21 protein-coding genes, 1 pseudogene and 1 riboswitch are annotated in these 26320 nt (G+C 70.8%); of the genes and pseudogenes, 14 read left to right on the forward strand and 8 right to left on the reverse strand.

The annotated features are described in order from the left end of the window. Positions 1-159: 159 nt before the first annotated feature. The gene (locus ACGFI8_RS44115) at positions 160-570 is read left to right on the forward strand and encodes an ArsR/SmtB family transcription factor (RefSeq protein ID WP_392814097.1); all 411 of its coding nucleotides are present in this window, start codon (positions 160-162) and stop codon (positions 568-570) included. A gap of 41 nt (positions 571-611) precedes the next feature. On the opposite strand, the gene ACGFI8_RS44120 is transcribed toward ACGFI8_RS44115, so the two are convergent. Continuing rightward, entirely contained in the window at positions 612-2018 is a 1407-nt protein-coding gene (locus ACGFI8_RS44120) for a short-chain fatty acyl-CoA regulator family protein (RefSeq protein ID WP_392814099.1), read from the reverse strand. A 176-nt stretch (positions 2019-2194) separates the two neighbouring features. Here ACGFI8_RS44120 and aceA point away from each other — a divergent pair, with 176 nt between their 5' ends. Next, a complete protein-coding gene (gene aceA / locus ACGFI8_RS44125) occupies positions 2195-3463 on the forward strand; it encodes an isocitrate lyase (protein ID WP_392814102.1) in 1269 nt (422 codons plus the stop codon). Here aceA and ACGFI8_RS44130 read toward each other — a convergent pair. Next, positions 3376-4686, reverse strand: coding sequence for an RNA-guided endonuclease InsQ/TnpB family protein (locus ACGFI8_RS44130; RefSeq protein WP_392814106.1), 1311 nt, complete (start codon positions 4684-4686; stop codon positions 3376-3378). The genes aceA and ACGFI8_RS44130 overlap by 88 nt on opposite strands. A 154-nt stretch (positions 4687-4840) precedes the next feature. Here ACGFI8_RS44130 and aceB point away from each other — a divergent pair, with 154 nt between their 5' ends. The 5 genes and pseudogenes from aceB (at position 4841) to ACGFI8_RS44155 (ending at position 11499) form a co-directional block, all read left to right on the forward strand. Next, positions 4841-6448, forward strand: coding sequence for a malate synthase A (gene aceB / locus ACGFI8_RS44135; protein ID WP_392814108.1), 1608 nt, complete (start codon positions 4841-4843; stop codon positions 6446-6448). 163 nt (positions 6449-6611) lie between these two features. Further along, positions 6612-6817: riboswitch (cobalamin riboswitch) on the forward strand. A 139-nt stretch (positions 6818-6956) separates the two neighbouring features. Next, positions 6957-9281, forward strand: a pseudogene (locus ACGFI8_RS44140) (ribonucleoside-diphosphate reductase subunit alpha); the annotation flags it as partial. A gap of 17 nt (positions 9282-9298) precedes the next feature. Then, on the forward strand, positions 9299-10276 hold the full coding sequence (locus ACGFI8_RS44145; protein ID WP_392814163.1) for a ribonucleotide-diphosphate reductase subunit beta: 978 nt from the start codon (positions 9299-9301) through the stop codon (positions 10274-10276). 120 nt (positions 10277-10396) lie between these two features. After that, entirely contained in the window at positions 10397-11188 is a 792-nt protein-coding gene (locus ACGFI8_RS44150) for a serine/threonine-protein kinase (protein ID WP_392814111.1), read from the forward strand. Beyond that, positions 11188-11499, forward strand: a complete 312-nt coding sequence (locus tag ACGFI8_RS44155; RefSeq protein WP_392814114.1) for an AAA family ATPase — start codon at positions 11188-11190, stop codon at positions 11497-11499. Before ACGFI8_RS44150 ends, ACGFI8_RS44155 begins: the two co-directional genes overlap by 1 nt. Here ACGFI8_RS44155 and ACGFI8_RS44160 read toward each other — a convergent pair. Continuing rightward, positions 11443-12387 (reverse strand): LysR family transcriptional regulator, encoded by a 945-nt coding sequence (locus ACGFI8_RS44160; protein ID WP_392814117.1) that lies wholly within the window; start codon positions 12385-12387, stop codon positions 11443-11445. The genes ACGFI8_RS44155 and ACGFI8_RS44160 overlap by 57 nt on opposite strands. A gap of 128 nt (positions 12388-12515) precedes the next feature. Between ACGFI8_RS44160 and ACGFI8_RS44165 the strand changes: the two genes are divergently transcribed. From ACGFI8_RS44165 to ACGFI8_RS44175, 3 genes are all read left to right on the forward strand, one after another. Then, on the forward strand, positions 12516-13532 hold the full coding sequence (locus ACGFI8_RS44165; RefSeq protein WP_392814119.1) for a YeiH family protein: 1017 nt from the start codon (positions 12516-12518) through the stop codon (positions 13530-13532). 223 nt (positions 13533-13755) lie between these two features. Next, positions 13756-14124 carry a molybdopterin-binding protein gene (locus ACGFI8_RS44170; protein WP_392814120.1) on the forward strand — a complete coding sequence of 123 codons (369 nt, stop codon included), beginning with the start codon at positions 13756-13758 and terminating at the stop codon, positions 14122-14124. 64 nt (positions 14125-14188) lie between these two features. Then, entirely contained in the window at positions 14189-14446 is a 258-nt protein-coding gene (locus tag ACGFI8_RS44175) for a hypothetical protein (protein WP_392814123.1), read from the forward strand. A 121-nt stretch (positions 14447-14567) separates the two neighbouring features. Here the strand turns inward: ACGFI8_RS44175 and ACGFI8_RS44180 are convergent, their stop codons facing one another. From ACGFI8_RS44180 to ACGFI8_RS44190, 3 genes are all read right to left on the reverse strand, one after another. Beyond that, positions 14568-15377 (reverse strand): hypothetical protein, encoded by an 810-nt coding sequence (locus tag ACGFI8_RS44180; RefSeq protein ID WP_392814126.1) that lies wholly within the window; start codon positions 15375-15377, stop codon positions 14568-14570. A gap of 134 nt (positions 15378-15511) precedes the next feature. Then, on the reverse strand, positions 15512-17323 hold the full coding sequence (locus ACGFI8_RS44185) for a DUF4118 domain-containing protein (protein WP_392814128.1): 1812 nt from the start codon (positions 17321-17323) through the stop codon (positions 15512-15514). 195 nt (positions 17324-17518) lie between these two features. Beyond that, positions 17519-18970, reverse strand: a complete 1452-nt coding sequence (locus ACGFI8_RS44190) for an FAD-binding oxidoreductase (protein WP_392814130.1) — start codon at positions 18968-18970, stop codon at positions 17519-17521. Positions 18971-19070: 100 nt separating this feature from the next. Here ACGFI8_RS44190 and ACGFI8_RS44195 point away from each other — a divergent pair, with 100 nt between their 5' ends. After that, positions 19071-22547, forward strand: coding sequence for a BTAD domain-containing putative transcriptional regulator (locus ACGFI8_RS44195; RefSeq protein WP_392814132.1), 3477 nt, complete (start codon positions 19071-19073; stop codon positions 22545-22547). A gap of 19 nt (positions 22548-22566) precedes the next feature. On the opposite strand, the gene ACGFI8_RS44200 is transcribed toward ACGFI8_RS44195, so the two are convergent. Next, positions 22567-23022 carry a hypothetical protein gene (locus ACGFI8_RS44200; RefSeq protein WP_392814135.1) on the reverse strand — a complete coding sequence of 152 codons (456 nt, stop codon included), beginning with the start codon at positions 23020-23022 and terminating at the stop codon, positions 22567-22569. A 106-nt stretch (positions 23023-23128) separates the two neighbouring features. Here ACGFI8_RS44200 and ACGFI8_RS44205 point away from each other — a divergent pair, with 106 nt between their 5' ends. From ACGFI8_RS44205 to ACGFI8_RS44215, 3 genes are all read left to right on the forward strand, one after another. Next, complete coding sequence (locus tag ACGFI8_RS44205) at positions 23129-23662, forward strand: hypothetical protein (RefSeq protein WP_392814136.1); 534 nt, start codon at positions 23129-23131, stop codon at positions 23660-23662. 82 nt (positions 23663-23744) lie between these two features. After that, positions 23745-24335: a hypothetical protein gene (locus tag ACGFI8_RS44210; protein ID WP_392814139.1), complete on the forward strand. Its 591-nt coding sequence runs from the start codon at positions 23745-23747 to the stop codon at positions 24333-24335. Between the two features lie 57 nt (positions 24336-24392). Continuing rightward, positions 24393-25466: a hypothetical protein gene (locus ACGFI8_RS44215; protein WP_392814142.1), complete on the forward strand. Its 1074-nt coding sequence runs from the start codon at positions 24393-24395 to the stop codon at positions 25464-25466. On the opposite strand, the gene ACGFI8_RS44220 is transcribed toward ACGFI8_RS44215, so the two are convergent. Further along, positions 25436-26239, reverse strand: a complete 804-nt coding sequence (locus ACGFI8_RS44220) for an SGNH/GDSL hydrolase family protein (protein ID WP_392814143.1) — start codon at positions 26237-26239, stop codon at positions 25436-25438. The two genes, ACGFI8_RS44215 and ACGFI8_RS44220, sit on opposite strands and share 31 nt — an antisense overlap. Between the last annotated feature and the right edge of the window lie 81 nt (positions 26240-26320).

Consider the following 26320-nt stretch of genomic DNA (forward strand, 5'->3'; position numbering starts at 1 on the left):
GGAGGGAGGGTCACAACTACGCATGCCCCGTCACCTCCTCCAGCCGAATCCAGCAAGGGCCGTCATGGAGTGTGACACCTACTTGCGTCCATACGCAAATATGCGATGGCTGACCGGTGCGGATGACTTGCCGGCCCGACGGCGCTAAGGTTTTGTTGCGTGGTGGGGCAAGAACGGTTCGAGCCGATGATGGATGTGCTGCGGGCGCTGGCCGAGCCGACGCGGCTGCGGTTGGTGTGGGCGCTCTCCACGCGTGAGTATTCGGTGGGTGAGCTGGCCGAGTTGGTCGGCGCGAACGTGGCCGCGGTGTCACAGCACCTGGCGAGGCTGCGCGAGGCGGGCATGGTCGACTCCCGCCGTGACGGCACCCGGATCTTCTACCGCGCCGCGACGCCACACCTGGCGGACCTGCTGGACCAGCTTGTCGTGGTGGGCGGGCACGTCTCGGGCGAGCTGGACCTGCCGCGACCGGCGACCCCGGCGGCGCCCGCAGCGGTGGCGGCTGCGCGGCGGACCGCGCCGTCGCGGTCCCGGCCGGCGGGTAGCCGCCCGCGTACCGCCGAGACCTGACAGGCTCGGGTCCGCCGCCGCGGCACGGCCCGGTGGGCCCTTCAACGAGTCAGTGGGCCCTTCAACGGGTACGGGATGAACGTGCTGCGGTTCTCGTCCAGATCGAGTTGCCGGCTGATCGGTGCGGCGGCCCGCTGCGGGCAGTTGGACCGTTCGCAGGTCTTGCAGCCGGGCCCGATCGGCATGGCGGCCTCGGCGTCGTGCAGGTCCATGCCGGTCGAGTAGACGAGGCGACCGGCGTGCTTGATCTCGCAGCCGAGCGCGATCGCGTAGACCTTGCCGGGCTGGCCGTAGCCGCCGTGGTGCCGGGTGACGGTGCGGGCGATCCACAGATACCGCTGCCCGTCGGGCATCGCCGCGACCTGGGTCACCGCGCGGCCTGGGGAGCTGAACGCCTCGTACACGTTCCACAGCGGACAGGTGCCGCCGGTGCGCGAGAACGGGAAGCCGGTCGCCGACTGGCGCTTGGACATGTTGCCGGCCCGGTCGACGCGGACGAAGGAGAACGGCACGCCTCGCGCCCGCGGGCGTTGCAGCGTGCTGAGCCGGTGGCAGACCGTCTCCCAGCCCATCGCGAAGTGCTCGGTGAGCAGATCGATGTCGTACCGGCGGGTTTCCGCGGCGGTCAGGAACTGCTCGTACGGCAGGATCAGCGCGGCTGCGAAATAATTCGCAAGGCCGACCCTGGTGAGGATCTGCGTCTGCACGTCGTCGAAGTGCTCCTCCTCGACGAGCTCGTCGATCACGTCCGCATATTCCAGCAGCGCCAGCTGTGCGGCCATCCGCATCGCTTCCTGTCCGGCGCGCAGGGACGTGGACAGGTGCAGGGTCCGGCTGTGCGGCTGGTAGCGGTGCAGGTCGCCGCCAAGCGATTCGGCGTCCTCGGGCGAGACCCGCACGCCGTGCTGCTGGGCCAGCCGGTCCTCGAGTCCGGCGCGGACCTCGCCTCGGCGCAGCCGCATGCGCGCCGCGAGCGCTTCGGCCGCCTCGTCGAGGTGCGGCACGTAGTTCTGCCGCCGGTAGAAGAAATCGGTCACCTGGTCGTGCGGGCTGCGGCCGAACTGGCCACGGTCGCCGACGAGCTCGGTAAGCTGGTCGGCGACCTGGCGGTACCGGCGGTGCAGCTCGATCACCGAATCGGCGAGTTCCGGCAGCCGGGAAGCGAGCTCGGTGAGATCCGCGATGCTGCCCGCGCCGCCGAGCGCCTCCCGCAGGCCGGCGACCAGTTGCAGGGTGTCGTGGGGAGCGAAGAAGGTCGGCTCGACGCCGAAGAGCTCGGTGATACGGATGAGCACCGGGGCGGTCAGCGGCCGGATGTCATGCTCGATCTGGTTGAGATAGCTGGGCGAGATGCTCAGGTGGCGGGCGAGGTCCGTCTGGCTCAGTCCGCGCTCCTCCCGCAACCGCCGCAGCCGCGCGCCGGCGAAAATCTTGGCGATCGCTCCCACCTCCAGCAGCTACATCCCCTACGTCCAGCTATAACACCGATGTCAATCCAAGTCTTCACAAGTTAGCGATTTGGCCGCACAACTTTGCAGGACTTGGCTGTTTCCGTCCCTCGACCGGCCGATCACGCCCGTGTGACCGTGGGGGTGTAACCCATCAGCGATCGAGGGGGCACACGATGGACGCAGTGGAGCAGTTGCGGCAGGAGTGGCAAGCCGACCCGCGATGGCATGGGGTACAGCGCAGCTACGGTCCGCAGGACGTGGTGCGACTACGCGGCGCCATCCAGGAGGAGCACACCCTGGCCCGCCGCGGCGCGGAGCGGCTGTGGCAGTTGCTGCACGACGAGGACTACGTCCACGCGCTCGGCGCGCTCACCGGCAACCAGGCCGTGCAGATGGTCCGCGCCGGGCTCAAGGCCATCTACCTCTCCGGCTGGCAGGTCGCCGCGGATGCCAACCTCGCGGGCCACACCTACCCCGACCAGAGCCTGTATCCGGCCAACTCGGTGCCCGCGGTCGTCCGCCGGATCAACAACGCCCTGCTGCGCGCCGGGCAGATCAGCACGGCCGAGGGCGCCGACCCGCAGACCGACTGGCTGGCCCCGATCGTCGCGGACGCCGAGGCCGGGTTCGGTGGCGTGCTCAACGCGTATGAACTGATGACCGCGATGATCGTGGCGGGCGCGGCCGGGGTGCACTGGGAGGACCAGCTCGCCGCCGAGAAGAAGTGCGGTCACCTCGGCGGCAAGGTGCTCATCCCCACCGGGCAGCACATCCGGACCCTGCAGGCGGCCCGGCTCGCCGCCGACGTCGCCGGCGTGCCGTCGCTGATCGTCGCGCGCACCGACGCGCAGGCCGCGACGCTGCTGACCACCGACGTCGACGAGCGAGATCGGCCCTTCGTCACGGGTGAGCGCACCGCCGAGGGGTTCTACCGGTTCCGCAACGGCGTCGAGGCGTGCATCGCCCGCGGCCTGGCCTACGCGCCGTCCGCCGACCTGCTCTGGATGGAGACCAGCACGCCGGACCTCGAGGTCGCCCGCCGGTTCGCCGACGCGATCAAGCGGCGCTTCCCGGACCAGATGCTCGCCTACAACTGCTCGCCGTCGTTCAACTGGCGCAAACACCTCGACGACGCGACGATCGGGAAGTTCCAGCGGGAGCTCGGGCACATGGGGTACAACTTCCAGTTCATCACCCTGGCGGGCTTCCACGCCCTCAACTACTCGATGTTCGACCTGGCCCGCGGCTACGCCGCCGACGGCATGCCCGCCTACGTCGCGCTGCAGGAGCGGGAGTTCGCCGCCGAGGCCGACGGCTACACCGCGGTCAAGCACCAGCGCGAGGTCGGCACGGGCTACTTCGACCTGATCAGCACCGTGCTCAACCCCGCGGCCGAGACGACCGCCCTGCGGGGGTCCACCGAGACGGAGCAGTTCGCTTGACATCCTCCCCTCCCTAAAGGGGAGGGGATTCCCTGGGTCGCCCCAGGGGTTTCCTGCTTCACCGCCGACCGCCCCGTCCGGGAGGACTCCCGTTGAGGTCTTACACCAGCTCCACAGGCCGTCACCGCCAGCCCGGCGGCCAGAAGGTTGCGTGCCGCGTTCACGTCCCGGTCGTGGACGGTGCCGCACCGGCACGTCCACTTCCGAACGGTGAGCGGCATCTGTTCGGCCAGCGCGCCGCAGGCCGAGCACAGTTTGGAGGACGGGTACCAGCGGTCGACCACGATCACCTCGCGGCCATACCAGTCGGCTTTGTACTCCAGCATGGTCCGGAACTGCCGCCACGCCGCGTCCGAGATGGCACGGGCCAGCGTGCGATTCTTGACCATGTTTCGGACGGTCAGGTCCTCGATCACGATCGTTTGATTGTCACGAACGAGCCGAGTGCTCAGCTTGTGCAGATGGTCGCGCCGCCGGTCGGCGATCCGGGCATGGACGCGGGCGACCTTGACCCGAGCCTTCGCCCGGTTGCTGGAGCCCTTCTCCTTGCGGGCCAGGTTCCGCTGGGCGCGGGCCAGCCGCGCCCGGTCGGCGCGCTCGTGCCGCAGGTTGGGGATCTTCTCCCCGGTGGAGAGGGTGAGGAGGCTGTCCAGCCCGGCGTCGACCCCGACAGCGGTGTCCACCGCCGGGGCGTCGGGGATCATGTCGTCGCAGAGCAGGGACACGTACCAGCGCCCGGCCGCGTCCTGCGACACGGTCACCGTCGACGGCGACGCCCCCTCCGGCAGCGGCCGGGACCACACGATGTCCAGCGGCCCGGCCATCTTCGCCAAGATGAGCCTGCCGCCACGGAACCGGAACGCGCTGGTGGTGTACTCCGCCGACCGCCGGGACTTCTTCTTCGACTTGAAGCTCGGGTAGCCGGCCCGGCCGGCGAAAAAGTTCGCAAACCCGGACTGCAGATGCCGCAACGCCTGCTGCAACGGCACCGACGAGACGTCGTTGAGGAACGCGAGTTCCTCGGTCTGCTTCCACGCGGTCAGCATCGCCGAGGTCGCGTTGTAGTTGACCCGCTCCCGCCGCAACGTCCACGCCTCGGTGCGGGCCGCGAGGGCCAGGTTGTAGACCTTCCGGACGCACCCGAACGTCCGGGCCAGCTCGGCGGCCTGCGCGCCGGTCGGGTAGCAGCGGTACTTGAACGCCCGCTTCACCGTCCTGGACACGCCTCACATCTTGGCCGATCTATTTTGTGGACCTGCGGTGACACGCGGGCAGACGCCGATCCGCCATGGCGGCGCATCAGCTTTCCTGTCCTGCTCCGCAGGGGTTCCGTTTCCTCCCCCGCCTGAAGGCGGGGGTCTCCACGGAAGGAATCCGATGAGGTACAAGATCATCGGCCCGCCGGCCGAACGATACGACGAGATCCTCACCGCCGAGGCGCTGGACTTCCTGGTCGCCCTCGACGAGCGCTTCGCGGCTCGGCGGGCGGCGCTGCTGGACACCCGGCGGGCCCGCCGCGCCCGGTTTACCACCGGCCAGCTGCCCGACTTCCTGCCGGAGACCGCCCGGATCCGCCAGGATCCCACCTGGCGGGTGGCACCACCCGCGCCGGGGCTGACCGACCGGCGGGTCGAGATCACCGGCCCGCCCGACCGCAAGATGACCGTCAACGCCCTCAACTCCGGCGCGCGGGTCTGGCTGGCCGACTTCGAGGACGCCACCGCACCGACCTGGCACAACATCATCGGGGGGCAGCTCAACCTGATCGACGCGCTGGATCGGCGGATCGACTTCACCGACGAGCGCGGCAAGCGGTACGTCCTCGGCGACGACCCGGCCACGATCGTCGTCCGGCCGCGCGGCTGGCATCTGGTGGAGAAGTGGATCGCGGTGGACGGACGGCCGATCTCGGCCAGCCTGGTCGACTTCGGCCTGTACCTCTTCCACTGCGCGCGGCGGCAGCTCGACGCCGGTTCAGGGCCGTACTTCTACCTGCCGAAACTGGAGGACCACCGAGAGGCCCGGCTGTGGAACGACGTCTTCGTCTTCGCCCAGCAGTATCTGGGCCTGCCGCAGGGCACCATCCGGGCCACGACGCTGATCGAGACGATCACCGCCGCGTTCGAGATGGAGGAGATCCTGTACGAGCTGCGTGAGCACTCGGCCGGGCTGAACGCGGGCCGCTGGGACTACATCTTCAGCATCATCAAGAACTTCGGGCAGTGGACGGACTTCGTCCTGCCCGACCGTTCCGACGTCACCATGACCGTGCCGTTCATGCGCGCCTACACCGAACTGCTGGTGCGCACCTGCCACCGGCGCGGCGCACACGCGATCGGTGGCATGGCCGCGTTCATCCCGAGCCGGTCGCCGGACGTCAACGAGGCGGCCGTCTCCCGGGTGCGGGCGGACAAGCAGCGTGAGGCCGGCGACGGGTTCGACGGGTCCTGGGTCGCCCACCCGGGCCTGGTCGAGGTGTGCCGGGACGAGTTCGATGCGGTCCTGGGCGACCGTCCGAACCAGCTCGACCGGCTTCGCGACGACGTCGTGGTCACCGCCACCGACCTGCTCGCCGTCGACAAGACCCCGGGACAGGTCACCGCCGACGGACTGCGGTCCAACGTCGCCGTGGCCTTGCGGTACGTCGACGCCTGGCTCGGCGGCACCGGCGCGGTGGCGCTGTGGAACCTCATGGAGGACGCGGCGACCGCCGAGATCGCCCGCTGCCAGGTGTGGCAGTGGCTGCACCACCGCACGCCGCTCGCCGAGGGTGGCTGCGTCACCGACGATCTGGTCCGGTCGCTGCTGGCCGAGGCCCTGGCCGACCTGGTCGCGGGGCGCGAGGGGCCGGACCGCGACCGCGCCGTGGCGGCGGCCGGTGTCCTCGAGCGCACCGCGCTGCAGGAGTCCCTTCCGCCGTTCTTCACCACGGACGCGTACGCCCGGCACCTCGCACCGTCCAGCCGGTCCGGAGCGGACGGCTGACGAACGACCCAAGTTCACGCATCGACGCCGGTGACGCTGTGACGTTCACCGGCGTCGCGCTGTCACGCAGCCGGCCAGTTTGGTTCCACCCGCCGGAGTGACGCAGCACACGCGACACGCCGGCACATCATCTGGTGTTGTGCATTCGCAGGCGTACCCATATATGGTGTTGACCGCAGCTGGTCCGGCCGCCTGTCAGGGTGGCCGGGGCAAGAGGGAACCCGGTGCGAATCCGGGACTGCCCCGCAGCGGTGAGTGGGAACGACCGCCGTCACACAAGCACTGGGCGCGAGCCTGGGAAGCGACGGCCAGTAGGCACGAGCACGACGCCCGCGAGTCCGAAGACCTGCCAGCGCGCCGCGCACCGACCGGTGCGCGGCGGTCGAAGGCCGCGCGGGACGGCCGACGCCATCAGCCGGGCCCGCGCCGCATGCCGCCGCGGGGCTCCGGCGGCGTCTCCCCGCGCGTCCGGCGACCTCGCCGATGGGTGTGAGGAGAGGGGATCGCGATGCGGGTCCGGAAACGCAACGGCGACGCCGAGGCGGTCGACGTCAACAAGATCGTGCGGGCCGTCGAGCGGTGGGTCGCCGACCTCGCCGACGTGGACCCGCTGCGGGTCGCCACGAAGACGATCAGCGGGCTGTACGACGGCGCGACCACCGCCGAGCTGGACCGGCTGTCGATCCAGACGGCGGCGGAGCTGACCGGCGAGGAGCCGCAGTACTCGAAGCTCGCGGCGCGGCTGCTGGCCGCGTTCGTGGACAAGGAGGTCCGCGGGCAGGGGGTGGCGAGCTTCAGCCAGTCCATCGCGTACGCGCACGGGCTGGGGCTCGTCGGCGACGACACGGCCGAGTTCGTGACCCGCAACGCCCGCAAGCTCGACGACGCCGTGGACCCGGCCGGGGACCTGCGCTTCGAGTACTTCGGGCTGCGCACCGTCGCCGACCGGTACCTGCTGCGCCACCCCGAGACCCGCCTCGTCGTGGAGACGCCGCAGTACTGGCTGCTGCGCGTGGCCTGCGGACTGTCGGCGAACCCGGGCGAGGCGATCGCCTTCTACCGGCTGATGTCCAGCCTCGCCTACCTGCCGAGCTCGCCGACGCTGTTCAACTCGGGCACCCGGCACACCCAGATGTCCTCGTGCTTCCTGGTCGACTCGCCGCGTGACGAGCTCGACTCGATCTACGAGCGCTACCACCAGGTCGCGCGCCTGTCGAAATTCTCCGGCGGCATCGGCATCTCGTGGTCGCGGGTGCGCGGGCGGGGTGCGCTGATCCGGGGCACCAACGGCAGGTCGAACGGGATCGTGCCATTCCTCAAGACCCTCGACGCCGGGGTCGCGGCGGTCAACCAGGGCGGCCGGCGCAAGGGCGCGGCCTGCGTGTACCTGGAGCCGTGGCACCCGGACGTCGAGGAGTTCCTGGAGCTGCGGGACAACACCGGCGAGGAGGCCCGCCGCACCCACAACCTCAACCTCGCCAACTGGATCCCGGACGAGTTCATGCGCCGCGTCGAGGCCGACGAGGACTGGTCCCTGGTCGACCCCTCCGACGCACCCGAACTACCGGACCTCTACGGCGAGGACTTCGACGCGGCGTACCGGGTCGCCGAGAAGAAGGCGGTCCGCACCGTCAAGGCGCGCGATCTGTACGGCAGGATGATGCGCACCCTCGCGCAGACCGGCAACGGCTGGATGACCTTCAAGGACCCGTCCAACCGCCTGTCCAACCAGACCGGGGCGCCCGGCAACACCATCCACCTGTCAAACCTGTGCACCGAGATCGTCGAGGTCAACAGCGACGACGAGACGGCGGTGTGCAACCTGGGCTCGATCAACCTCGGCGCGCACGTCACCACCGGCGGCGTCGACTGGGAGAAGCTGCGCGACACGGTGCGCACCGCAGTGGTCTTCCTCGACCGGGTCATCGACATCAACTACTACCCGTCGGCGCAGGCGGCCGCGTCCAACCCGCGCTGGCGGCCGGTCGGGCTCGGCCTGATGGGGCTGCAGGACGCGTTCTTCGCGCTGCGGCTGCCGTTCGACTCCGCCGCGGCGCGCGAGCTGTCCACCCGCGTGCAGGAGGAGATCTTCCTGACCGCGCTGGAGACCTCGGCGGACCTGGCCGCTCGCCTGGGCGCCCACCCCGCCTACGCCGAGACCCGCGCCGCCGGCGGTGTGCTGCACCCCGACCTGTGGGGCGCCGAGCCGGCTCAGGCCGAGCGCTGGGCGGCGCTGCGGGCCCGGATCGCCGAGCACGGGCTGCGCAACTCGCTGCTCGTCGCGATCGCGCCGACGGCGACCATCGCCTCGATCGCGGGCTGCTACGAGTGCATCGAGCCGCAGGTGTCCAACCTGTTCAAGCGCGAGACGATGTCGGGCGAGTTCCTGCAGATCAACACGTACCTCGTGCGCGAGCTCAAGGCCCGCGGGCTCTGGACCGCGCCGATCCGCGAGCAGATCAAGCGGGCCGAGGGCTCCGTGCAGGGCATCGCCGAGCTGCCCGCCGACGTGCGGGAGCTGTTCCGCACGGCGTGGGAGCTGCCGCAGCGGGCCCTGATCGACCTCGCCGCCGCCCGGGCGCCCTACATCGACCAGTCCCAGTCGCTGAACCTGTTCGTGAGCGCGCCGACGATCGGCAAGCTCTCCTCGATGTACCTGCACGCCTGGAAGTCCGGCCTGAAGACGACCTACTACCTGCGCTCCCGCCCTGCGACCCGGATCCAGCAGGCGACGGTCTCCATCACCGCGCCGGCCGTCTCGCTCGTCGCCGCCCCGGCGGAGGCCGTCGCGTGCTCGCTGGAGAACCCCGAGTCGTGCGAGGCCTGCCAGTGAGCCTCCTCGACCCCGGCATGGACCTCACCCTGCGGCCGATGCGCTACCCGCACTTCTTCGACCGGTTCAAGGACGCCATCAAGAACACCTGGACCGTCGAGGAGGTGGACCTGCACAGCGACCTGCCCGACCTCGACCGGCTCACCCCGGCCGAGCGGCACCTCGTCTCGCGGCTGGTCGCGTTCTTCGCCACCGGCGACACGATCGTCGCCAACAACCTGGTGCTCAACCTCTACCAGCACGTCAACTCGCCCGAGGGCCGGCTGTACCTGTCCCGGCAGCTGTTCGAGGAGGCTGTGCACGTCCAGTTCTACCTCAACCTGCTCGACACTTACGTGCCCGACGAGTCCGAGCGGTTCGCGGCGTTCGCGGCCGTGGAGAACATCCCGTCGATCCGGCGCAAGGCCGAGTTCTGCTTCCGCTGGATCGACTCGATCCACGAGCTGCGCCGGCTGCGCACGCGCGAGGATCGGCGGGCGTTGCTGCTCAACCTGATCTGCTTCGCCGCCTGCATCGAGGGGCTGTTCTTCTACGGCGCCTTCGCCTACGTGTACTACCTGCGCTCACGCGGACTGCTGCACGGCCTCGCTTCGGGCACCAACTGGGTGTTCCGCGACGAGTCCATGCACATGGCGTTCGCGTTCGACGTCGTCGACACCGTCCGTGCCGAGGAGCCGGACCTGTTCGACGACGAGATGGCCCAGCAGGTGCGCGACATGCTCGCCGAGGCCGTGGAGTGCGAGGTGCAGTTCGCCGCCGACCTGCTCGAACAGGGCATCTCCGGACTGTCCCTTGTGGACATGCGCGAGTACCTGCAGCACGTCGCCGACCGGCGGCTCGCCATGCTGGGGATCGCGCTGCTGTACGGCAGCGCGAACCCCTTCGCCTTCATGGAGCTACAGGACGTGCAGGAGCTGTCGAACTTCTTCGAGCGGCGCGTCTCGGCCTACCAGGTCGGCGTCACCGGCACGGTCAGCTTCGACGACGACTTCTGACGAATCGCGGTCGCGGAGGCGTCATGCAGGTGGCGAATAGTCGCTTCCGCGCACAATGGTGGGTAAAGGACGGAGGTTGGGGGTGTCGAATGGTCGGGCCGGGACCCGCCCGTTCGGGACGTGCTGCTGCACGAGAGCGAAAACACACGCGTCACCAGGCTGTCTGTCGGTGGGCGCCGGCTGCAGCACGAGCTGGCGATCCTGGGGCGGCTACGTGGCGTCGCCGGCGTCGCGCAGCTGGTGGAGGCGCCACGCTGCCGGGGGTCGATCGTGGTGGAGGACGTCGGCGGCACCAGCCGGGCCGGACGGGCGAAGCCGCTGGCCGCCGGAGACCTGATCGGGCTCGCGGAGCAGTTGGCCCGGGCCGTGGCGGGGATGCACCGCCGCGGTGTGACGCATCGCGACATCACGCCGGCGAACATCCTGATCTCCCGCGACGGCGCCCCCTGCCTGGTGGACTTCGCGCTGGCGACGTCGTTCGCCGAGATCCGTCCCGAGTTCACGCATCACACCGAGATCGTCGGGACGTTGGCGTACCTGGCGCCGGAGCAGACCGGGCGCACCGGCCGGTCTGCGGATCAGCGGGCCGACCTGTACGCGCTGGGTGCGACGCTGTACGAGCTGGCGACCGGCGAGCCGCCGTTCGGATCCGGCGACCCGTTGCGCCTCACCCACGACCATCTGGCTCGTGTGCCCGTGCCGCCGGCGCAGGCGAACCGCGCCCTGCCCGCCGGGCTGTCCGAGATCATCATGCACCTGCTGGAGAAGGGAGCCGGACAACCGGTACCAGACGGCCGACGGCGTGATCTACGACCTGCAGCGGTTGCGGTCCGCCGGCGCACACCCGGGCGCGGCCGCGCTGCGGGTCGGCTCGCGACGTTCCGCTGCGCCTGCGGCCACCGTCGCGGCTGATGGGGCGGGACGACGAGGTGTCGGCGCTGGCGGCGGCGTTCACCGATGCGCTGGACGGCCGGTGCCGCGCGGTGCTGGTCGGCGGGGCGCCCGGGGTGGGCAAGTCGGCGCTGGTCGACGGGCTGCGGCCGGTGGTGACGGACCGGGACGGCTGGTTCGTGGCGGGCAAGTTCGACCAGTACCGGCGGGACCTGGAGTTCGACGCGGTCCATCAGGATCGCGGCGGGCGACCTGGCCTACGCCGGATACACCTACTACCCGACCGTGGCGGGCCTGATGGAATTCACACCGTCCCTACGTCGCCGAGGTGACACGTCGATCACCTGCAACAACGCCGTGGCCGCGCCGGTCAGCCGCCGGCCGCGCGGCCAGACGGCCCGCAGGGTGCGCACCAGCGAGAGGTCCACCACGGGTACGGCCACCAATTGCCCCGCGGCCAACTCGGCCTCAACCGCGTACCGGCTGAGCACCGCCGGTGCGCTGCCGGCCATGGCCGCGCCCTTCACCGCGGCGTTGGAGCCGAGCGCCAGCTGGGCGGGCACCGGGTCGAGCCGGCGCAGGGCGAGCTCGAGCGTGTCCCGCGTGCCGGAGCCGACCTCCCGCACGACCAGCCGGGTGGCGGCCAGCTCGCTCGCCTGCAACGGCCGGCGGCGGCGCGCCCACGGATGCCGCGGAGCCACCACCACGATGAGCTCGTCGTAGCCCACGGGCCGGTGCCCGAGCCCGGCCGGGACCGACGGACCCTCCACGAACCCGATGTCGATGGTCTCGCCGGCCAGCAGCAGCCGGGCCACTTCCGCGGAGTTGACGACGGTCAGGCCGACCCGCACGTCCGGCTCGCGCAACCCCAGCTTGTACAGCCAGCCCGGCAGCAGCGCCTCGGCGACCGTCATGCTCGCGGCGACGCGCAACTGGGCCGCCCGCGCCTCCCGGAGCGCGGTCAGGCTGGCCTGGAACTCGTCGGCGGCCTCCAGCAGCCGCACCGACCAGTCCACCACCACCCGGCCGTCGTTCGTCAACCCCGAGCCGCGGGGCGTCCGCACCAGCAGCGGCAGGCCCGCCCGGCGTTCCAGCGAGGCGAGTCGCTTCGTCGCCGACGGCTGGGTCATCCCCATCGCCCGGGCAGCCTGGCCGAGACTGCCCAGCTCCGCCACCCGCACGAGCAGCCGCAGTGACTCCAGATCGGGAAGTCCACTCATAGCCACAGGCTATGAGGTGGCGCGCGACCGACGGCTACTCGCCCCGCGTCGGCGGGTAAAGCCTGAAAGCACCACCCGGCGGCAGACGGCCGCCGACGTCCGGCGGACGTGGAAGGAGGGGCTGCCAGGTGTCCATCGAGGAACGGACGAGCCGGGTCACCGACGGGACGCGACGCATCCGCGCCGCGGCCCCCGGCCTGCTCGCCGCGGCCGCCGCGGCCGCCGTCGGGTACGCCGTCAACCGCAGCGTCGGCAGCGCGGCCAGCCCGGTGGTGGTGGCGGTCGTGCTCGGCATTCTCGTCCGCGGCCTCGGCGGCTACCACAGCCGGCTGCGGGACGGGCTCGCGTTCGCGTCACGGACGCTGCTGCGAGCCGGGGTGGTCCTGCTCGGCCTGCAGCTGGCCCTCTCGGACATCCGGCAGCTCGGCGTCGGCGCCGTCGCCGTCATCCTGCTCAGCGTCGTGACCGCCTTCGTGGTCACCCGCTGGTGCGGGCGTCTGCTGGGCCTGAGCCCGGCACGCGCACTGCTGGTCGCCACCGGCGTCTCAATCTGCGGCGCCTCGGCCGTAGCCGCGATGAAGCAGGTCACCGACGGAGACGAGGAGGACGTGGTCACCGCCGTCACGGTGGTGACCGTGCTCGGCACGCTCTGCCTGGCCGCGCTGCCGGCGCTCGGGGTGCTGCTCGGGCTGGACGAGACGACGCTGGGCCTGTGGGCCGGCATGAGCGTGCACGAGGTCGGCCAGGTGGTGGCGATCGGCGGCATGGCCGGCACGGCGGCGCTGACCGTCGCGGTCGTGGCGAAGTTGTGCCGGGTCGTCCTGCTCGCGCCGCTCGTCGCCGTCGTCGCCGCGACCCGCCGCAACGCCGCCGCCGACGGCACGCGCCCGCCGATCCTGCCCTGGTTCGTCGTCGGCTTCATGGCCATGGCCGCGGTACGCAGCGCCGGCCTGGTGCCGGGCGTGGTCCTCCACAGCGCAGCGACCGCGTCGGGCCTCATGCTTGCCGCGGCGATGTTCGCCCTCGGCACCGCGGTCGACCTGAGGAACATCGCCCGGGGCGGTTGGCGCGCGCTCAGCGCCGGGGCGCTCGGCACGATGGTGCTGGCGAGCCTGTCACTCACCGGGCTCGTCCTGATCGGCTGACAGGGAAGCTGTAGATGAGCAGGCTCACCGCGAACACGTGGCAATCAAATCCGGCGATGCCCTGGTGCCGGGCTCGGACGCTGGCGCACAGCCTCCCGGAGCCACTTGCCGTGCAGCAAGTGCCACTGGACCGTGCTCTCGGCCGGACCCTCGGCCTGAACAGCTCCTGTCGGCCGGACACGCCCTGACCCCGGCCGCCATCGGGCTAGCGGCCAGCGCCGGCGTGGACACCGTCACCGTTCGGGCACATCCGAGAGTACGACTCCTGATCACCGGCGATGAGATCGTCACGCACGGAACGCCGCCGCACGGGAAGGTCCGGGACGCCATCGGCCCGGCGCTCACCGGTCTGCTGGCGACGTGGGGTGTGGCCGACGTCCGCCTCCGGCACGTGCCGGACCAGCCGGTCGAGGCTCTCGTCGATGCCATCGGCGAGACCCTCGCCGACACCGACGTCACGATCGTGTGCGGCTCCACCTCGGTCGGTCCGGCCGACGGCCTCCGGCGGGCGCTGCGGACGATCGACGCGGCCGTCCACGTCGACGGCGTCGCCTGCCGGCCCGGGGCACCCGCAAATCCTCGCCCGAGCTGAAGCTTGCTGGCTCGTCGGGATACCCGGCAATCCATTCGCCGCCCTCGTCGCCGCCTGCACGCTCGTGCAGCCGCTGCTCGCCGGGCTCGCCGGACGGCCATTGCCCGACCTCCCCGGCGCGCCGCTGCTGGGCAACGTCCGACCCGCGCCCGGCCACACCCGCATCGTCCCGGTGCGCTGGCAGCGATACGGCGTGCGCGCTGTCGACGGGGCGCACTCCGGCTACCTCGGACCGGCGGCACTGGCGGACGCCCTCGCTGCCGTGCCACCGGAGTGGGAGGAGTGCGACGTGGCCGACCTCTTGACAACCGCACCGGTCTAGCGCCTGCGGCGGTGCCGGCGGCGCTCGCATCGGGATGCGGCGGTGCCGGCGGCGCTCGCATCGGGATGCGGCGGTGCCGGCGGCGCTCGCATCGGGATGCGGCGCCGCCGGGCCGGTGGAATCAGCCGTTGAAGATGTCGTACAGGTTGGCCGGGGCCTCGACCACGGCCTTGCCGGTGGGCTTGTCCGGCATCTTGGCGGTCCCGTACTCGGTGATGGTCAGCTTGAGCTGGTGTGCCTTCTTGTCGCCCGCGGCCGGCACGTCGATGAGCAGGTCGGTGAGGTGCCCGTCGGCGTCGAGGGTCGCGGTGAACGGCACGCTGGCCGCCTTGTCCGCGAGCGCCTTGACGACGTCGGTGTCGGTCATCGGCGAGTTCTCGCCCTTGGCGAGGTCGAGGGTGCCGCTGTACTTGTGGTCGCCGGCCGACTGCACCGACTGGGCGCTCTGCAGCAGCGCCTTGATGTCGAGCATGTCGGTCTCGTTGTCCTTCAAGCCCAGGCTCTCGGCGTCCTTGATCTTGGAGCGATCGACGTGCATCCAGGTCTTGCCGTTCAGCAGCTGCATCCCGGGCAGCTTGGCCAGCTCACCCATGTCCATCTTCACGAAGGCGTCCGGATCGATCAGGAGCACCTCCATCGTGAACTTCGCGTCGGGATCGGTGGAGATCATCTTGAGGTAGGCCTGTTTCTTGGGCCCATCGATCGTGGCCTGCCCGGAGCCGTTGAGTGCGGTGAACTCCACCGCGTACACACCCTTGTCGTACTCCGCCAGCGAGCCCAGCAGCACGTCCTTCGGCTCCGGCGCCTTGGAGCTGGTCGCCACGGCGGCGGGCGTGCCACTGTCACTGCTGTTGTTGCCGCAGGCACCGGCCCCGAACATGACGGAAGCCGCGACGATCAGCGTCGCGGCCCGTCCCCATGCAAGCTTCATCGAGTTCTTCCTGATTGGGTTGTGGTCCGCCAGATCGTACTGTGCGACGCCCGTGCCGGTCCGTCCCATTTCGGTCACGTCACACCGTCACAAGCCGGCGTAGCTGAAAGCAACGCCGCCGTTACCGGTGCTTACTAGGGGTGTGCCTCGCCAGGAGGCCGAACGCCGAGCGGGCACGGCTCGGGGGGCGCGATCGGGATGGTGGCCTCCAGCAATGTGCCGCCGTTGGTGGGGCTGGTGACGCTCAGGTGTCCACCGAGCGCCTCGACCCGGTCCCGCAGGGCGGTGAGGCCGGACCCGCGACGGGGGTCGGCGCCTCCGACACCGTCGTCGCGGATGGACAGGCACAGGGCGTCGTCCTGCGTCGCCGCCTGCACCTGCACGACGGAGGCGTGGGCATGCTTGGCCGCGTTCGTCAGCGCTTCGGAAACGACGTGGTAGGCGGCGACCTCGACGACCGGCGCCATGCGCTCGTCGGCGTGGGTGTCGAGTTCAACCGGTACCGATGATTTGCGGGCAAGCGACCTGATCGCGGGCTGCAGCCCGCCCGCGGCGAGCAGCGTCGGATGGATGCCCCGCGAGAGCTCGCGCATGTTGTCCACGACGTGGTTCAGGCCGTACACGGCGTTCGACAGTTCCGTCCTGGCCTGCTCCAGTTCGGGCGGCAGACTGGCCTGCACAAGACCCAGCCGCAGCCCGATCCCGATGGCTTGCTGCAACGCGCTGTCGTGCAGGTCGCGCTCGATCCGCTCGCGCGCCTGGTCCGCGGCGACGACGAGCCGGGCGCGGGATGCGACGAGCTCGGCCCGGTTGTCGGCGTTGGCGATCGCGGTGGCGGCAAGGTCCACGAAGTTCGCGACACGCCGCTCCGTATCGGGTGGCAGCGGATCGGCCCGGCCCGACGCGACGGCAGCCACGCCCCACAGCTGGCCTTCGACGGCGATCGGGACCCCGACCGCGGAGCGGATACCCAGCTGACGTGCCACCGCGGCGGCTGGACCGATGGCACCCTCGAAGCTGTCCATCCGGGCGGCCCGGCCGGTGTCCCACACCAGCGCCAGGACGTTCTCGCCCTCCCACGACCAGTGCATCTGCTCCGGCCGCAGACCGGTGAGGCTGCTCGACACGACGCTGACCATGCCGTCGGCTCCGTAGCGAAGCAGCCACGTCGTGTACGAACCCTGCAGAGTGTCCTTCGCCAGCAGCCGGTACAGCTCCGTGGTGATCGCGTCGAAGACCCCGTTTGGATTTCCGCCTTGCGCCACGAGCGTCGCCACCCGCCGCAGCGCGGCCTGTTCGGTGGCGAGCCGGCGGAGTTGCCTCCGGCTCGCTTCCAGCGAGTCCACCATGGCCGCGCGTTCGTGCCCGGCCTGCAGCAGCGACGCGAGCGACGGCGCGACGCGCTCCCGCAGACGCTGCACCGTGGGCTCGGGCACCCCGCGCGGCACGCGTAGGGTGCCCAGCGAGGTAGCGCCGACACGCAGCGGAAACGCCCACTGCCGGTCATCGTCGGCGACGGCGGCGCGATCGATCACGGCATCCGGCAGTTCGAGCGTGTCCGCGATGCGGTGCGCGACCGCGGGCAGCACCCCCGGGAGATCGTCCGAGTGCAGCAGCAACCGGGCCATCTCAGCGGTGAGGTCGGACTCCTCCGCCTGCACGATCCGCAGCCGAAACACGTTCGCGATGACGCTCGTGGCCATCGCGACGACGAAAAAGGCCACCACCTCGGCCAGCTCTTGGACATTCGAGACGGCGACCCTGCCGAAGGGCGGGACGTGGAAGACGGCGAAGGCGAAGGCACTCGCCGCCGCCGTGGCCATGCCCAGCCACATCCCCCACACCATCGCGACCACCAGCACGCCGATGATGTAGATCATGCCCGGGGACAGCGGTGCCACGACCGATCGCAGCGGGTAGAGCAGAACCGTCTCTACCACGATCATCAGGACGGCGACCGAAATCCCGACCCTGCGGGACGGGGGTGTCGGCCGCACCAATCGTGACCGCGAACCGACGTGCACCAAGCAAGCGTAGTTCGATTTCGTGGCTCCGGCTCCGCTGTTGCCGCTCGAGTGCCGCGGATCCTCGAACCCCTTGCCGGGGATGGCCGGCGGCGGGTGGACATCTGCTCGTCGAACTCAGGTCTCGGTGGCGGAGTGCGGTAAACGCGCGGCCGACGCTGTGGCGGGGCGGATGTTCTGGTTGAGGTGGAAAACGTTGTCGGGGTCGAAGCGGGCTTTGAGGGCAGCGAGCCGCTGGTACTTCTGCACGCCGTACGCGTCGCGGACGCGATCCTCGCCTTCGATGTCGAGGTTGTTGACGTACACGCCTCGGCCGAAGCGGGCCATCCGGTCGGCGAAGGTCCGGACGTCACTGCGGCGGGTTTCGTCCTCGTCCGGATCGGCCCAGCCCGTGGAGGCCATGAACTCGAACAGGGCACCGCGGTGACCTACCGCGGAGTCGTGTTCGCCGGTCCGGCCGATGGCGCCGCCCCGGGCCAGCAGGGACCCGGCAACGGATGCGCCTCCGCCAAGTGTCGCGGTGCCACGGGCCAGGAAGGTGTCGATCGCGGCATCCGGTAGCTCCCACAGATAGTGGGACTTCCAGTACCGGCGCATCCCGTGGCTCCAGGCGGCGTCGTTGCTGGTCTGCACCTCCAGGTACGGCACCGGGCCGACCGTCTCGTCGAGCGGCTGTGCCACGCCTCGCAGCCGGCGGCCCGTCGCCACGCCGTGCTCGACGTCGCCGATGTGGACGAAAGCGAGCGACACCACGGGCTTGCCGTGGTATTCCTGGGGAAGCGACGAGCCGGGTTCGACGTCCCAGACGGACGCGGCCCAGGTGGTCTCGTCGGTCGCCTCCGCGGCGAGTTCCCGGAACAATTCCAGCACCTTCCGCCCGTCGTCGAGGTCGTAGAGGCCGGCGCCGGTGGTCACCATCGGCCCGACCCGGTGGAGGTCGAACTCGAACGAGGTGACGATGCCGAAGTTCCCGCCGCCGCCGCGCAACGCCCAGAGCAGGTCGGCGTCGTCCTCCATGCCGGCGACCGCGTGGCTGCCGTCGGCGAGGACGACCCGGGCGGAGCGGAGGTTGTCGCAGGCAAGGCCGTGCTTGCGGGCCATCCAGCCGAACCCGCCGCCCAGGGTCAGGCCGGCGACCCCGGTGTGCGACACGAAGCCGCTGGTGACCGCCAGCCCGTGCCGCTGGGTCTCTCGATCGACCCCGGAGAGCAGGCTGCCGGCCTGCACCGTGACCCGCCGGGCATCCGCGTCGACCTGGACGGTCGCCATCCGCGACAGGTCGATCGTGACGGCCCCGTCGGCGACGCCATGGCCGGCGATGCTGTGGCCGCCACCGCGCACGGCCACCTCCAGGCCGTGCCGGCGCGCGGCGCGGAGCGCGGCGATGACGTCGCCGGTGTCGGCGCAGCGAGCGATGAGCCCCGGATACCGGTCGATGCTGCCGTTCCACACCCGGCGCGCGGTCTCGTATCGTTGGTCGCGCGGCAACAGGAGGTCTCCGCGGAAGGTGTCGCGAAGCTCTCGAGCCGCCTCACCCGCCGCCCGGGCGCTGTCCGTCCGAGGATCCACCGGCCTGCTCCTTTCCCTAGCCTCCAAACAGTCTTGGCCGGGCGGCTAAATACGGACTAGACGCCGCGCCGCAGACAGCGACCAGGGGAGGGTTCCGAGCGTGGAGTTCCGGATCCTCGGGCACGTCACGGTGATCGACGACGCGGGCGACGTACCGCTCGGGCCGCCGCGGCACCATGCACTCCTCGCCGCACTGCTCCTCCATCCCGGTGCGCCGCTGTCGGTCGAGCGGCTGATCGGCCTGCTGTGGGGAGAGGCCGCGCCCGCCTCCGCGGCGACGATCGTGCACGGTTCGGTCGCGGGGCTTCGGCGGGCCCTGGAGCAGCGTCCCGGGGCGAACCGGCCGCGGGCGCTGGTGACCCACGTCGGCGGCTACACGCTGCGGGTGATGCCCGAGCAGGTGGACGCGATGCGCTTCGAACGGCTCGTGGCGGAGGGCCGCCGCCACGTCCGGGACGATCCCCGGCGCGCCTCGCCGCTGCTGGCGCAGGCCCTGTCGCTGTGGCGCGGGCCCGCCCTGGCCGGGGTCGACGCACCCTTCGTCCCCGACGCCGCTCACCGGCTCGAGGAGCTTCGGCTCGACGCTCTGGTGGCGAGGGCGGACGCCGATCTCGCCCTCGGCGCGCACGCCGACCTCGTCGGCGAGCTCGAGACCCTGGTGCAGCAGCACCCGTTGCGGGAACGGCTGTGGGCCCAGCTCATGGTCGCGCTCTACCGATGCGGCCGGCAGGCCGAGGCACTGACCGCATACCGGACGGCCCGCCGCCTCCTCGGCGAACAGCTCGGCGTCCTGCCGGGACCGGAACTGGAGGACCTGCAGCGTGCGGTGCTGCAGCACCACCCTTCCCTGGATCCACCCGGCGCGGCCCGGGCCCGACCGACGCTGCCGCGTCCGCTCGGCGTCTTCGTCGGCCGGGAACGGGAGCGCGACCGGCTGGCCGCCCTCCTCGACGGCCAACGGCTGGTGACCTTGGTGGGTGCGGCCGGCATCGGCAAGAGCCGCCTCGCCATCGAGGTCGCACGCTCGATGACGCAGCGGTTCCCCGCCGGGATCTGGTTCGTCGATCTCGCGCTGCTCACGACGGCGGAGCTGGTGCCCCAGGCGGTGGCCGACGCACTCGGCGTCCGGGCCGAGCCGGGTGTACGCCTGCTGGACACCGTCACCGGGGCGCTGGCCCGCCGCAGGGCGCTGCTCATTCTGGACAACTGCGAGCATCTGTTGCACGCCTGCGGCCGGCTCGCCAACGCGGTGGTGACGGCGAGCACGCAGCCGCGCGTGTTGGCGACCAGCCGGGAACGCCTCGGCCTGCCCAGCGAGACGATCCTGCCCCTGTCTCCCCTGCCGGTGCCCGGCCCGGACACCACGTGGGAGCGTGCGGCCGCAAGCCCGGCGGTGTGGCTGTTCGGGGCGCGAGCGGCGACCGCCCGCCCGGACTTCCGGGTGACCGAAGCCAACGTGGGTCTGGTACGCGACATCTGTCACCGGCTCGACGGGATGCCGCTCGCCATCGAGCTGGCGGCGAGCCGGGTCGCGGCGCTTCCGCTCCACCACATCGTCGACCGGCTCGACCACCAGCACCGGCTTCTGGATGCCCGAAGCGAGGACTTCCCCGACCGGCATCGCGGCCTGGACACCGCCGTGCGGTGGAGCTACGACCTGCTCACCGAGCCCGAACAACTGCTGTTCGAGCGGCTGTCGGTGTTTGCGGGCGGGTTCACGCTGGACGCCGCCGAGGTGATCGCCGGCGATGCGCGGCTTCCCCGGCGCAGCGTCGCCGCGCTGCTGTCCGGCCTCGTGTCGCGGTCACTGGTTCAACTGGAGCAGATCGCGGCCGAGCGGAGCCGCTACCGGATGCTCGAACCGCTGCGCGAGTACGCGCGGGCCCGGCTCGCGCACCGGGGCGAGGCCGCGGCGACGGCCGAACGCCACGCGCGGCACCACCTCGCCTGGATCGAGCAGGCGGAGCGGTACTTGTACCAGGCCGGCTCGATGCCATGGCTCGAACGAATCCGTGCGGAGAACGAGAACCTGCGCGCCGCCCTGCGGTGGGCGTTCGGCCCGGACGGCGACGCGCGGCTCGGCGCTCGGATGGCGGCGCTGCTGTGGCACCCCTGGGACCTGGCGGGCGCTCGCACCGAGGGGCTGCACTGGATCGACGCCGGACTGCGCGGGGTTTCCGCGTCCGAGCCCGAGCTGCGCATGCCGCTGCTGGCGGCGGCAACCCTGCTCCGCCTCGGGCTGGGCGAGATCGACACCGCCCACGCACTGGCCGCCGAGCAGCTCCGGCTCGCCCACGGCCGCGCGGACCGGCGATGGGAGGGCGACGCGCTGACCCGGATGGGGATGATCGCCTGGACGCGCGGCGACCTGCCGGCGGCCACCGCCCATCTCGAGCAGGCCGTCGACGCGCTGCGCGCCGCGAAGGACCGGTGGCGCGAGGCCATCGCGCTGGCGCACCTTGCCCGGGTACAGCGAGATACGCCGCAACTGCCCGCGGCACAGTCGACCGCCGAGGCGGCGCTGGTCGTCGCGCGGCTCGTCGGCGAAGACACCGCGCTCGGCTTCGCCCTCGACATCCTCGGCTCGATCCTCCGGCAACGCGGCCGGCCCGACCGGGCGGGAGCGCCGGTCGAGGAGGCGCTGGCCCGCTACCGTGCGATCGGCTATCGGGAAGGCGAGGCATCGGCCCTGCAGGCGACCGGCGGACTGCTGCTGGACCGCGGTGACCGCGACGCCGCCGGACAAGCCTTCCGCAGCGCGCTCGAACTGTGCATGCGCCTGGGACACCGCGGTGGGATCGCCGCCAGCCTGGACGGCCTGGCCCAGATCTCACTCACCAACGGTGACGACGTGCGGGCGGCCGTCCTGTTCGGGGCGGCAGCCGCGCAACGCGACCTGCTCGGTGGGGCGGCGCCGACCGCGAAGCGGCAGGCCCAGGAAACGGTTCAGGGCCGGCTGCTGGCCAGCCTGGGCGCCGAGGAGCTCCAGCAGGCCACCCGGCGGGGAGCCGACGCCGACCTGGAGGACCTCGTCAAGGCGCAGGGCCCGGCCGCGGTCGGCGCCGCAACCCCGACCCAGCCGCCGTCGCGCCCGGCCGCGCCCACCATCGTGTACATCGCCAGCGCCGACGTCACGTCAATGGCCGAGCTGCTCGACGAGGCGGCGGTCGACACCCTGACGCGATGGCTTGACCGCACCCTGCGGTCGATCTGCGGCGAGCACGGAGCTGCCGAGATCAGCCGAGAGGGCGAGGTGTACCTCGCGAGCTTCGCGGACGCCGCCGATGCCCTCAACTGCGCGTGCGGCATCCAGCGCGACCTGGCCGATCACCGTCGAAACCACGGCTTCGCGCCCCGGGTCCGCATCGCCGTACACACCGCGGGCAGCCCCGAACGGGCCGGCGCCGCCACCCGCGTCGCGACGCGGATCGGCGCGGTGGCGGGCAACGGCGAAGTCCTGGCCACTCGAGCCGCGCTCGAGGCCGCCACCGACGCCTTCACCGCATCGGCCCTGCGACCGATCGAGCCGGCAAGGCTCACCGGCCCGGTCGAGGTGGCGGCCATCGACTGGTACTAACCCTGCGTGCGTGACCCAGTCAGTACGGCTGGCCGCACACCTTCCAGGCGCCGTCCTCCTGCACCAGCGGGAACGTGTGCTGGTCGGTGAAGCCGCTGTCGAGCGTGAGGCCCATGCTCACCGTTGCCGTGGTCCGGCCGTTGTAGTTGCCCACGTTGACGCCGCGCACCGTGTGGCTGCGGATCTTCGGCTGCTTGGCCACCCCGTCGGCAAACGCCTCGCTCGTGTACTTGCCGCGCGTACCGCTGCACAGCAGCTCGTACGCCGCGTCGACGTCGCCGCTCTCCAGGTCACCCACGAACGCCTCGGCGGCCTGCTTCGCCGGCCCGGTCGCCTCGGTGACCGACTTGAACAGGAAGTAGCCGCCGACCCCGAGCACGCCGCAGCACAGCACGACCACCACACCGACGACGATCAACACGGTGCGCAGCGTCCGCCGCCTGGGCGGCTGCGGCACTTGGTACCCGTAGGCCATGGACGCAGGGTAGATGATCCAGTCAACGCGCAGGCGGTCGCGCGGAGTCCGTGGGACGGCGAATCGGCGGTTGAGAATGCCGCACCATCGCGGTAGGGGTGGAACCGTGAGAAGACTCCTGCTCGCCGCACTCGCCGGGTTGGCCCTTGCGGCAATGCCCGGTTGCACCGGCAGAACGAACCGTCAACCCACCCTCATCCCGAGCAACGCGGCGACGACAACGGCAGGCACGCCCGGTCCGCAGGAGCGACAATCACCGGTACCGCTCTCTGAACAGAACCTGCCCGGAAGCAGTCGGCGCGAGTGCGTCACGGTACCGGACGACGCCCCGCTCGTGCGCTCCGGCGACTTCATCGCAGGAGACTTCGTCCATTACCGAAAGCAATGGGAGCCGAACCTCGGTCCCAACATAGGAAAAATCTTCTGGGTTCCCGCTCACCCGCAGCCAAACGCCGCGTTGACCATCACCGCAACGTCCGCCAGTGGCCAGGTCGAGACCTACAGTGCCGGTTCGCTGGCGTACAACGACGCAGGGGATCCGCTGTACCCGAGCGGCATACCACTCCCCACCAACGGAACATGGAAACTCCTCGCACAGGCCGGCGACAACTGGGGGTGCTTCGCGCTCACCCTGAGGTGACGCCGGTGGCGCCGTCCGTCGTCAACTACTGCTCACGAAACGGGGAAGTCACTTGTTTGTCAGGACACTTCGCTCGACCGCCGTGACGAGCATGCTTCTTGTGGCGCTGGCCGGATGCGGTCACGGCGACACGCGGTCCGCGTTGACGGGTCAGCAGCAGGTCATCGAATATCGTGCCGATTACCCGTCATACCCCGACTTGCCGGCATTGTTCCAAAAGGCTGACCTTGTCATCGAGGCCACCGTCGATCAGGGTGCGAAAACGCAATACCTGCGTTCTTCGACCCCGCCGGCGAACGACCCGCAGTTGAACCCGAACGCCGGCATGGGCAAGGGGGAAGATGCCACCACCACGCCGATCGTCGTGACGGTGTACCAAGCAAAAGCGCTCAAGGCGTACAAGGGTGATGTCAAGGTCGGCACTGCGGTTGCGGTCAAGCAGCTCGGCGGCACGCTGGACGGAAAGACGTTCCGTGAGGCAGGCGCCAAGCCGCTGCGCGAGGGCGGCCGGTACATCCTGTTTCTGAGCGTCTTCCCCGATGCCCCTGCGTCGCTGCTCAATCCCGACCAAGGGCAATACCCGGTTGACTCGGCCGGGACGGTGGCCACGATCAGCGACACGGCGCCCACGTTCACCATCGCTGATCTTGAGCGGGCCGCGGCGAATAGCTGAAGGCGGTCCCGGACCACGCTCATTGCATCGGGGGCGTGAAGGTCAGATGATCGGTCTGTGCGGATCAGCTGGCAAGCCGTTGCGGGTGGGCTGTCCGGTGTCATCGCGGCCGTGATCTGGGCCTTGAGCCTGGCGATCTATCAGCCGTTCATGCAGCCGAACGGATTTTGGACCGACCCGCAGACGGGTGAGAGTTTTCCGGACCTTGCCGGCAACAACACCTACTGGCCCCGCGACGTCCGGCAGATGGCGATCCTGTTGGCCCTTGCCGGGGTGATCCTGATCGTCGACGGTCGGGTGCGCGGCGTCATCACCGGCGCCGTCGGCACCGTCGTCTGGCTGATCGCCGACGTGTGGCTGGACCGGATCGACGTCTCTGGTCATGCCGCCGCCGCGTGGCTCGGCGTCGGCGGTGTTCTCGGCTTCTTCGCGACCGCCGTGGTCGGTGCACGTCTCTCGACCGGCCGACCCGCGGGCCCCGCCGCCGCGAAGCATCTGGCCGCCGGCACCGCAGCGGTCCTCGCGGTCACGTCCACGCTGATCACCACTCCGTGGGACGAGCCCGTCACGCGACCGGACTTTGTCCGGGTCGAGGACGCGCTGCTCGTGATCAAGTCGGGCCTGGTGGTGATGTTCGCGGTGATCGCGGTGAGCTTGGTCGCGCGACGACTCACCGCCACCCGCGCCGGGCTGGTCGGTGTATTCGTCGTCGTGGCCGCGTTGGCGGCGTGGCCCAGCAGCGGCTCCGCCTCCTACGGCTCGCTGCTCGTCGCACCGGTCGCCGTGTCGCTCGCCCTGGCGGCCGCGCGCGACGTTCCCCTGGCCCGGCTGGTCGCTGTCGCGGGCGCATGCTTCATGACCCTGCTGTTGTCCTTGCTGATCCTGTACTTCGGCGGCACGGCGGCAGGCAGGGCGTTGACCTTCCTCGCCCACAATCCACCGGTCAACGGTGCCGACACCGACTTGTCGATCGCCCTGGCCGGCCTGGCACTCGGGCTGTTGCTGGCGCTCGCCGGCTACGGAGCGACCCGGTCGGCCTACGGTCACGCCGGCGCCGGCACGTCCGGGCGGGGGCGCGCCCGCCCGGACGTGGCCGCCGATCAGCCGGCGGCGGAGAGGAAGACCGGGTAGAAGCCACCGGACTGGCCGGCGGCGGTCGGGTGGTAGGAGATGCCGAGGCTGGCGTAGTTGAGCGCGTGCAGCCACTTCTCGCCGTAGCTGCAGAGCTGGTGGCCCACGAAGATCGACCGGACGTCGGCGAACTTGAACCCGGCCGCGGTGGCGGCCGTCTTGGTGACGTCGTCGAGCAGGTTGATGCCCTCGTTGATCTTCGCGCGGGAGTTCGCGCTCAGCCCGATGCAGATCGTGCCGAGCTGGTAGAAGACCGGGTAGCCGACGACTACCACCCGGGCCGAAGGCGACCGGCCCTTGATGCCGTTGTAGACGCCGGCGAGCTTCGACGGCAGCTCGCCGCGCACCTTGTCCTCGGCGGCCTGCACGGCGGCGATGCAGTCGGTCTCGCCATACAGCACGCAGGTGGTCATGATGCTGGAGAACCCGACGTCGTTACCACCGACGGTGACGCTGACCAGGGTGGTGGTCGACGACAGGGCGGAGAGCTGGGTGTTGATCACGTCGGCGGTCGTGGCGCCTGAGCAGGCGACCGAGCGGTACGAGGCGGGCTTGACGTTGGCGTTGTACAGGGCCGAGTAGGCGTTGGTGCTGCGCTGGCACGAGCCGCTCTCGGCGGTGTAGCTGTCGGCACCGACACCGGAGGCGTACGAGTCGCCGAGGGCGATGTAGCGATCGGTGGCGGCGGCGTTGGCGGGGGCTGCGGCCGCGAACGTGGCGACGAGGGCGGCCGCCAGGCTCAGGGTGAGGGTAACGAGTCGGGTTCTCCGCACGTCGCACTCCTGTTGTAAAGGGGTGGTGTCCGGAGATTGATATCAAGCTATGAATGCGGCAGGAAGATCCACTTGCGCCAA

The organism is Dactylosporangium sp. NPDC048998 (genome assembly GCF_043197855.1).
GTDB lineage: Bacteria > Actinomycetota > Actinomycetes > Mycobacteriales > Micromonosporaceae > Dactylosporangium.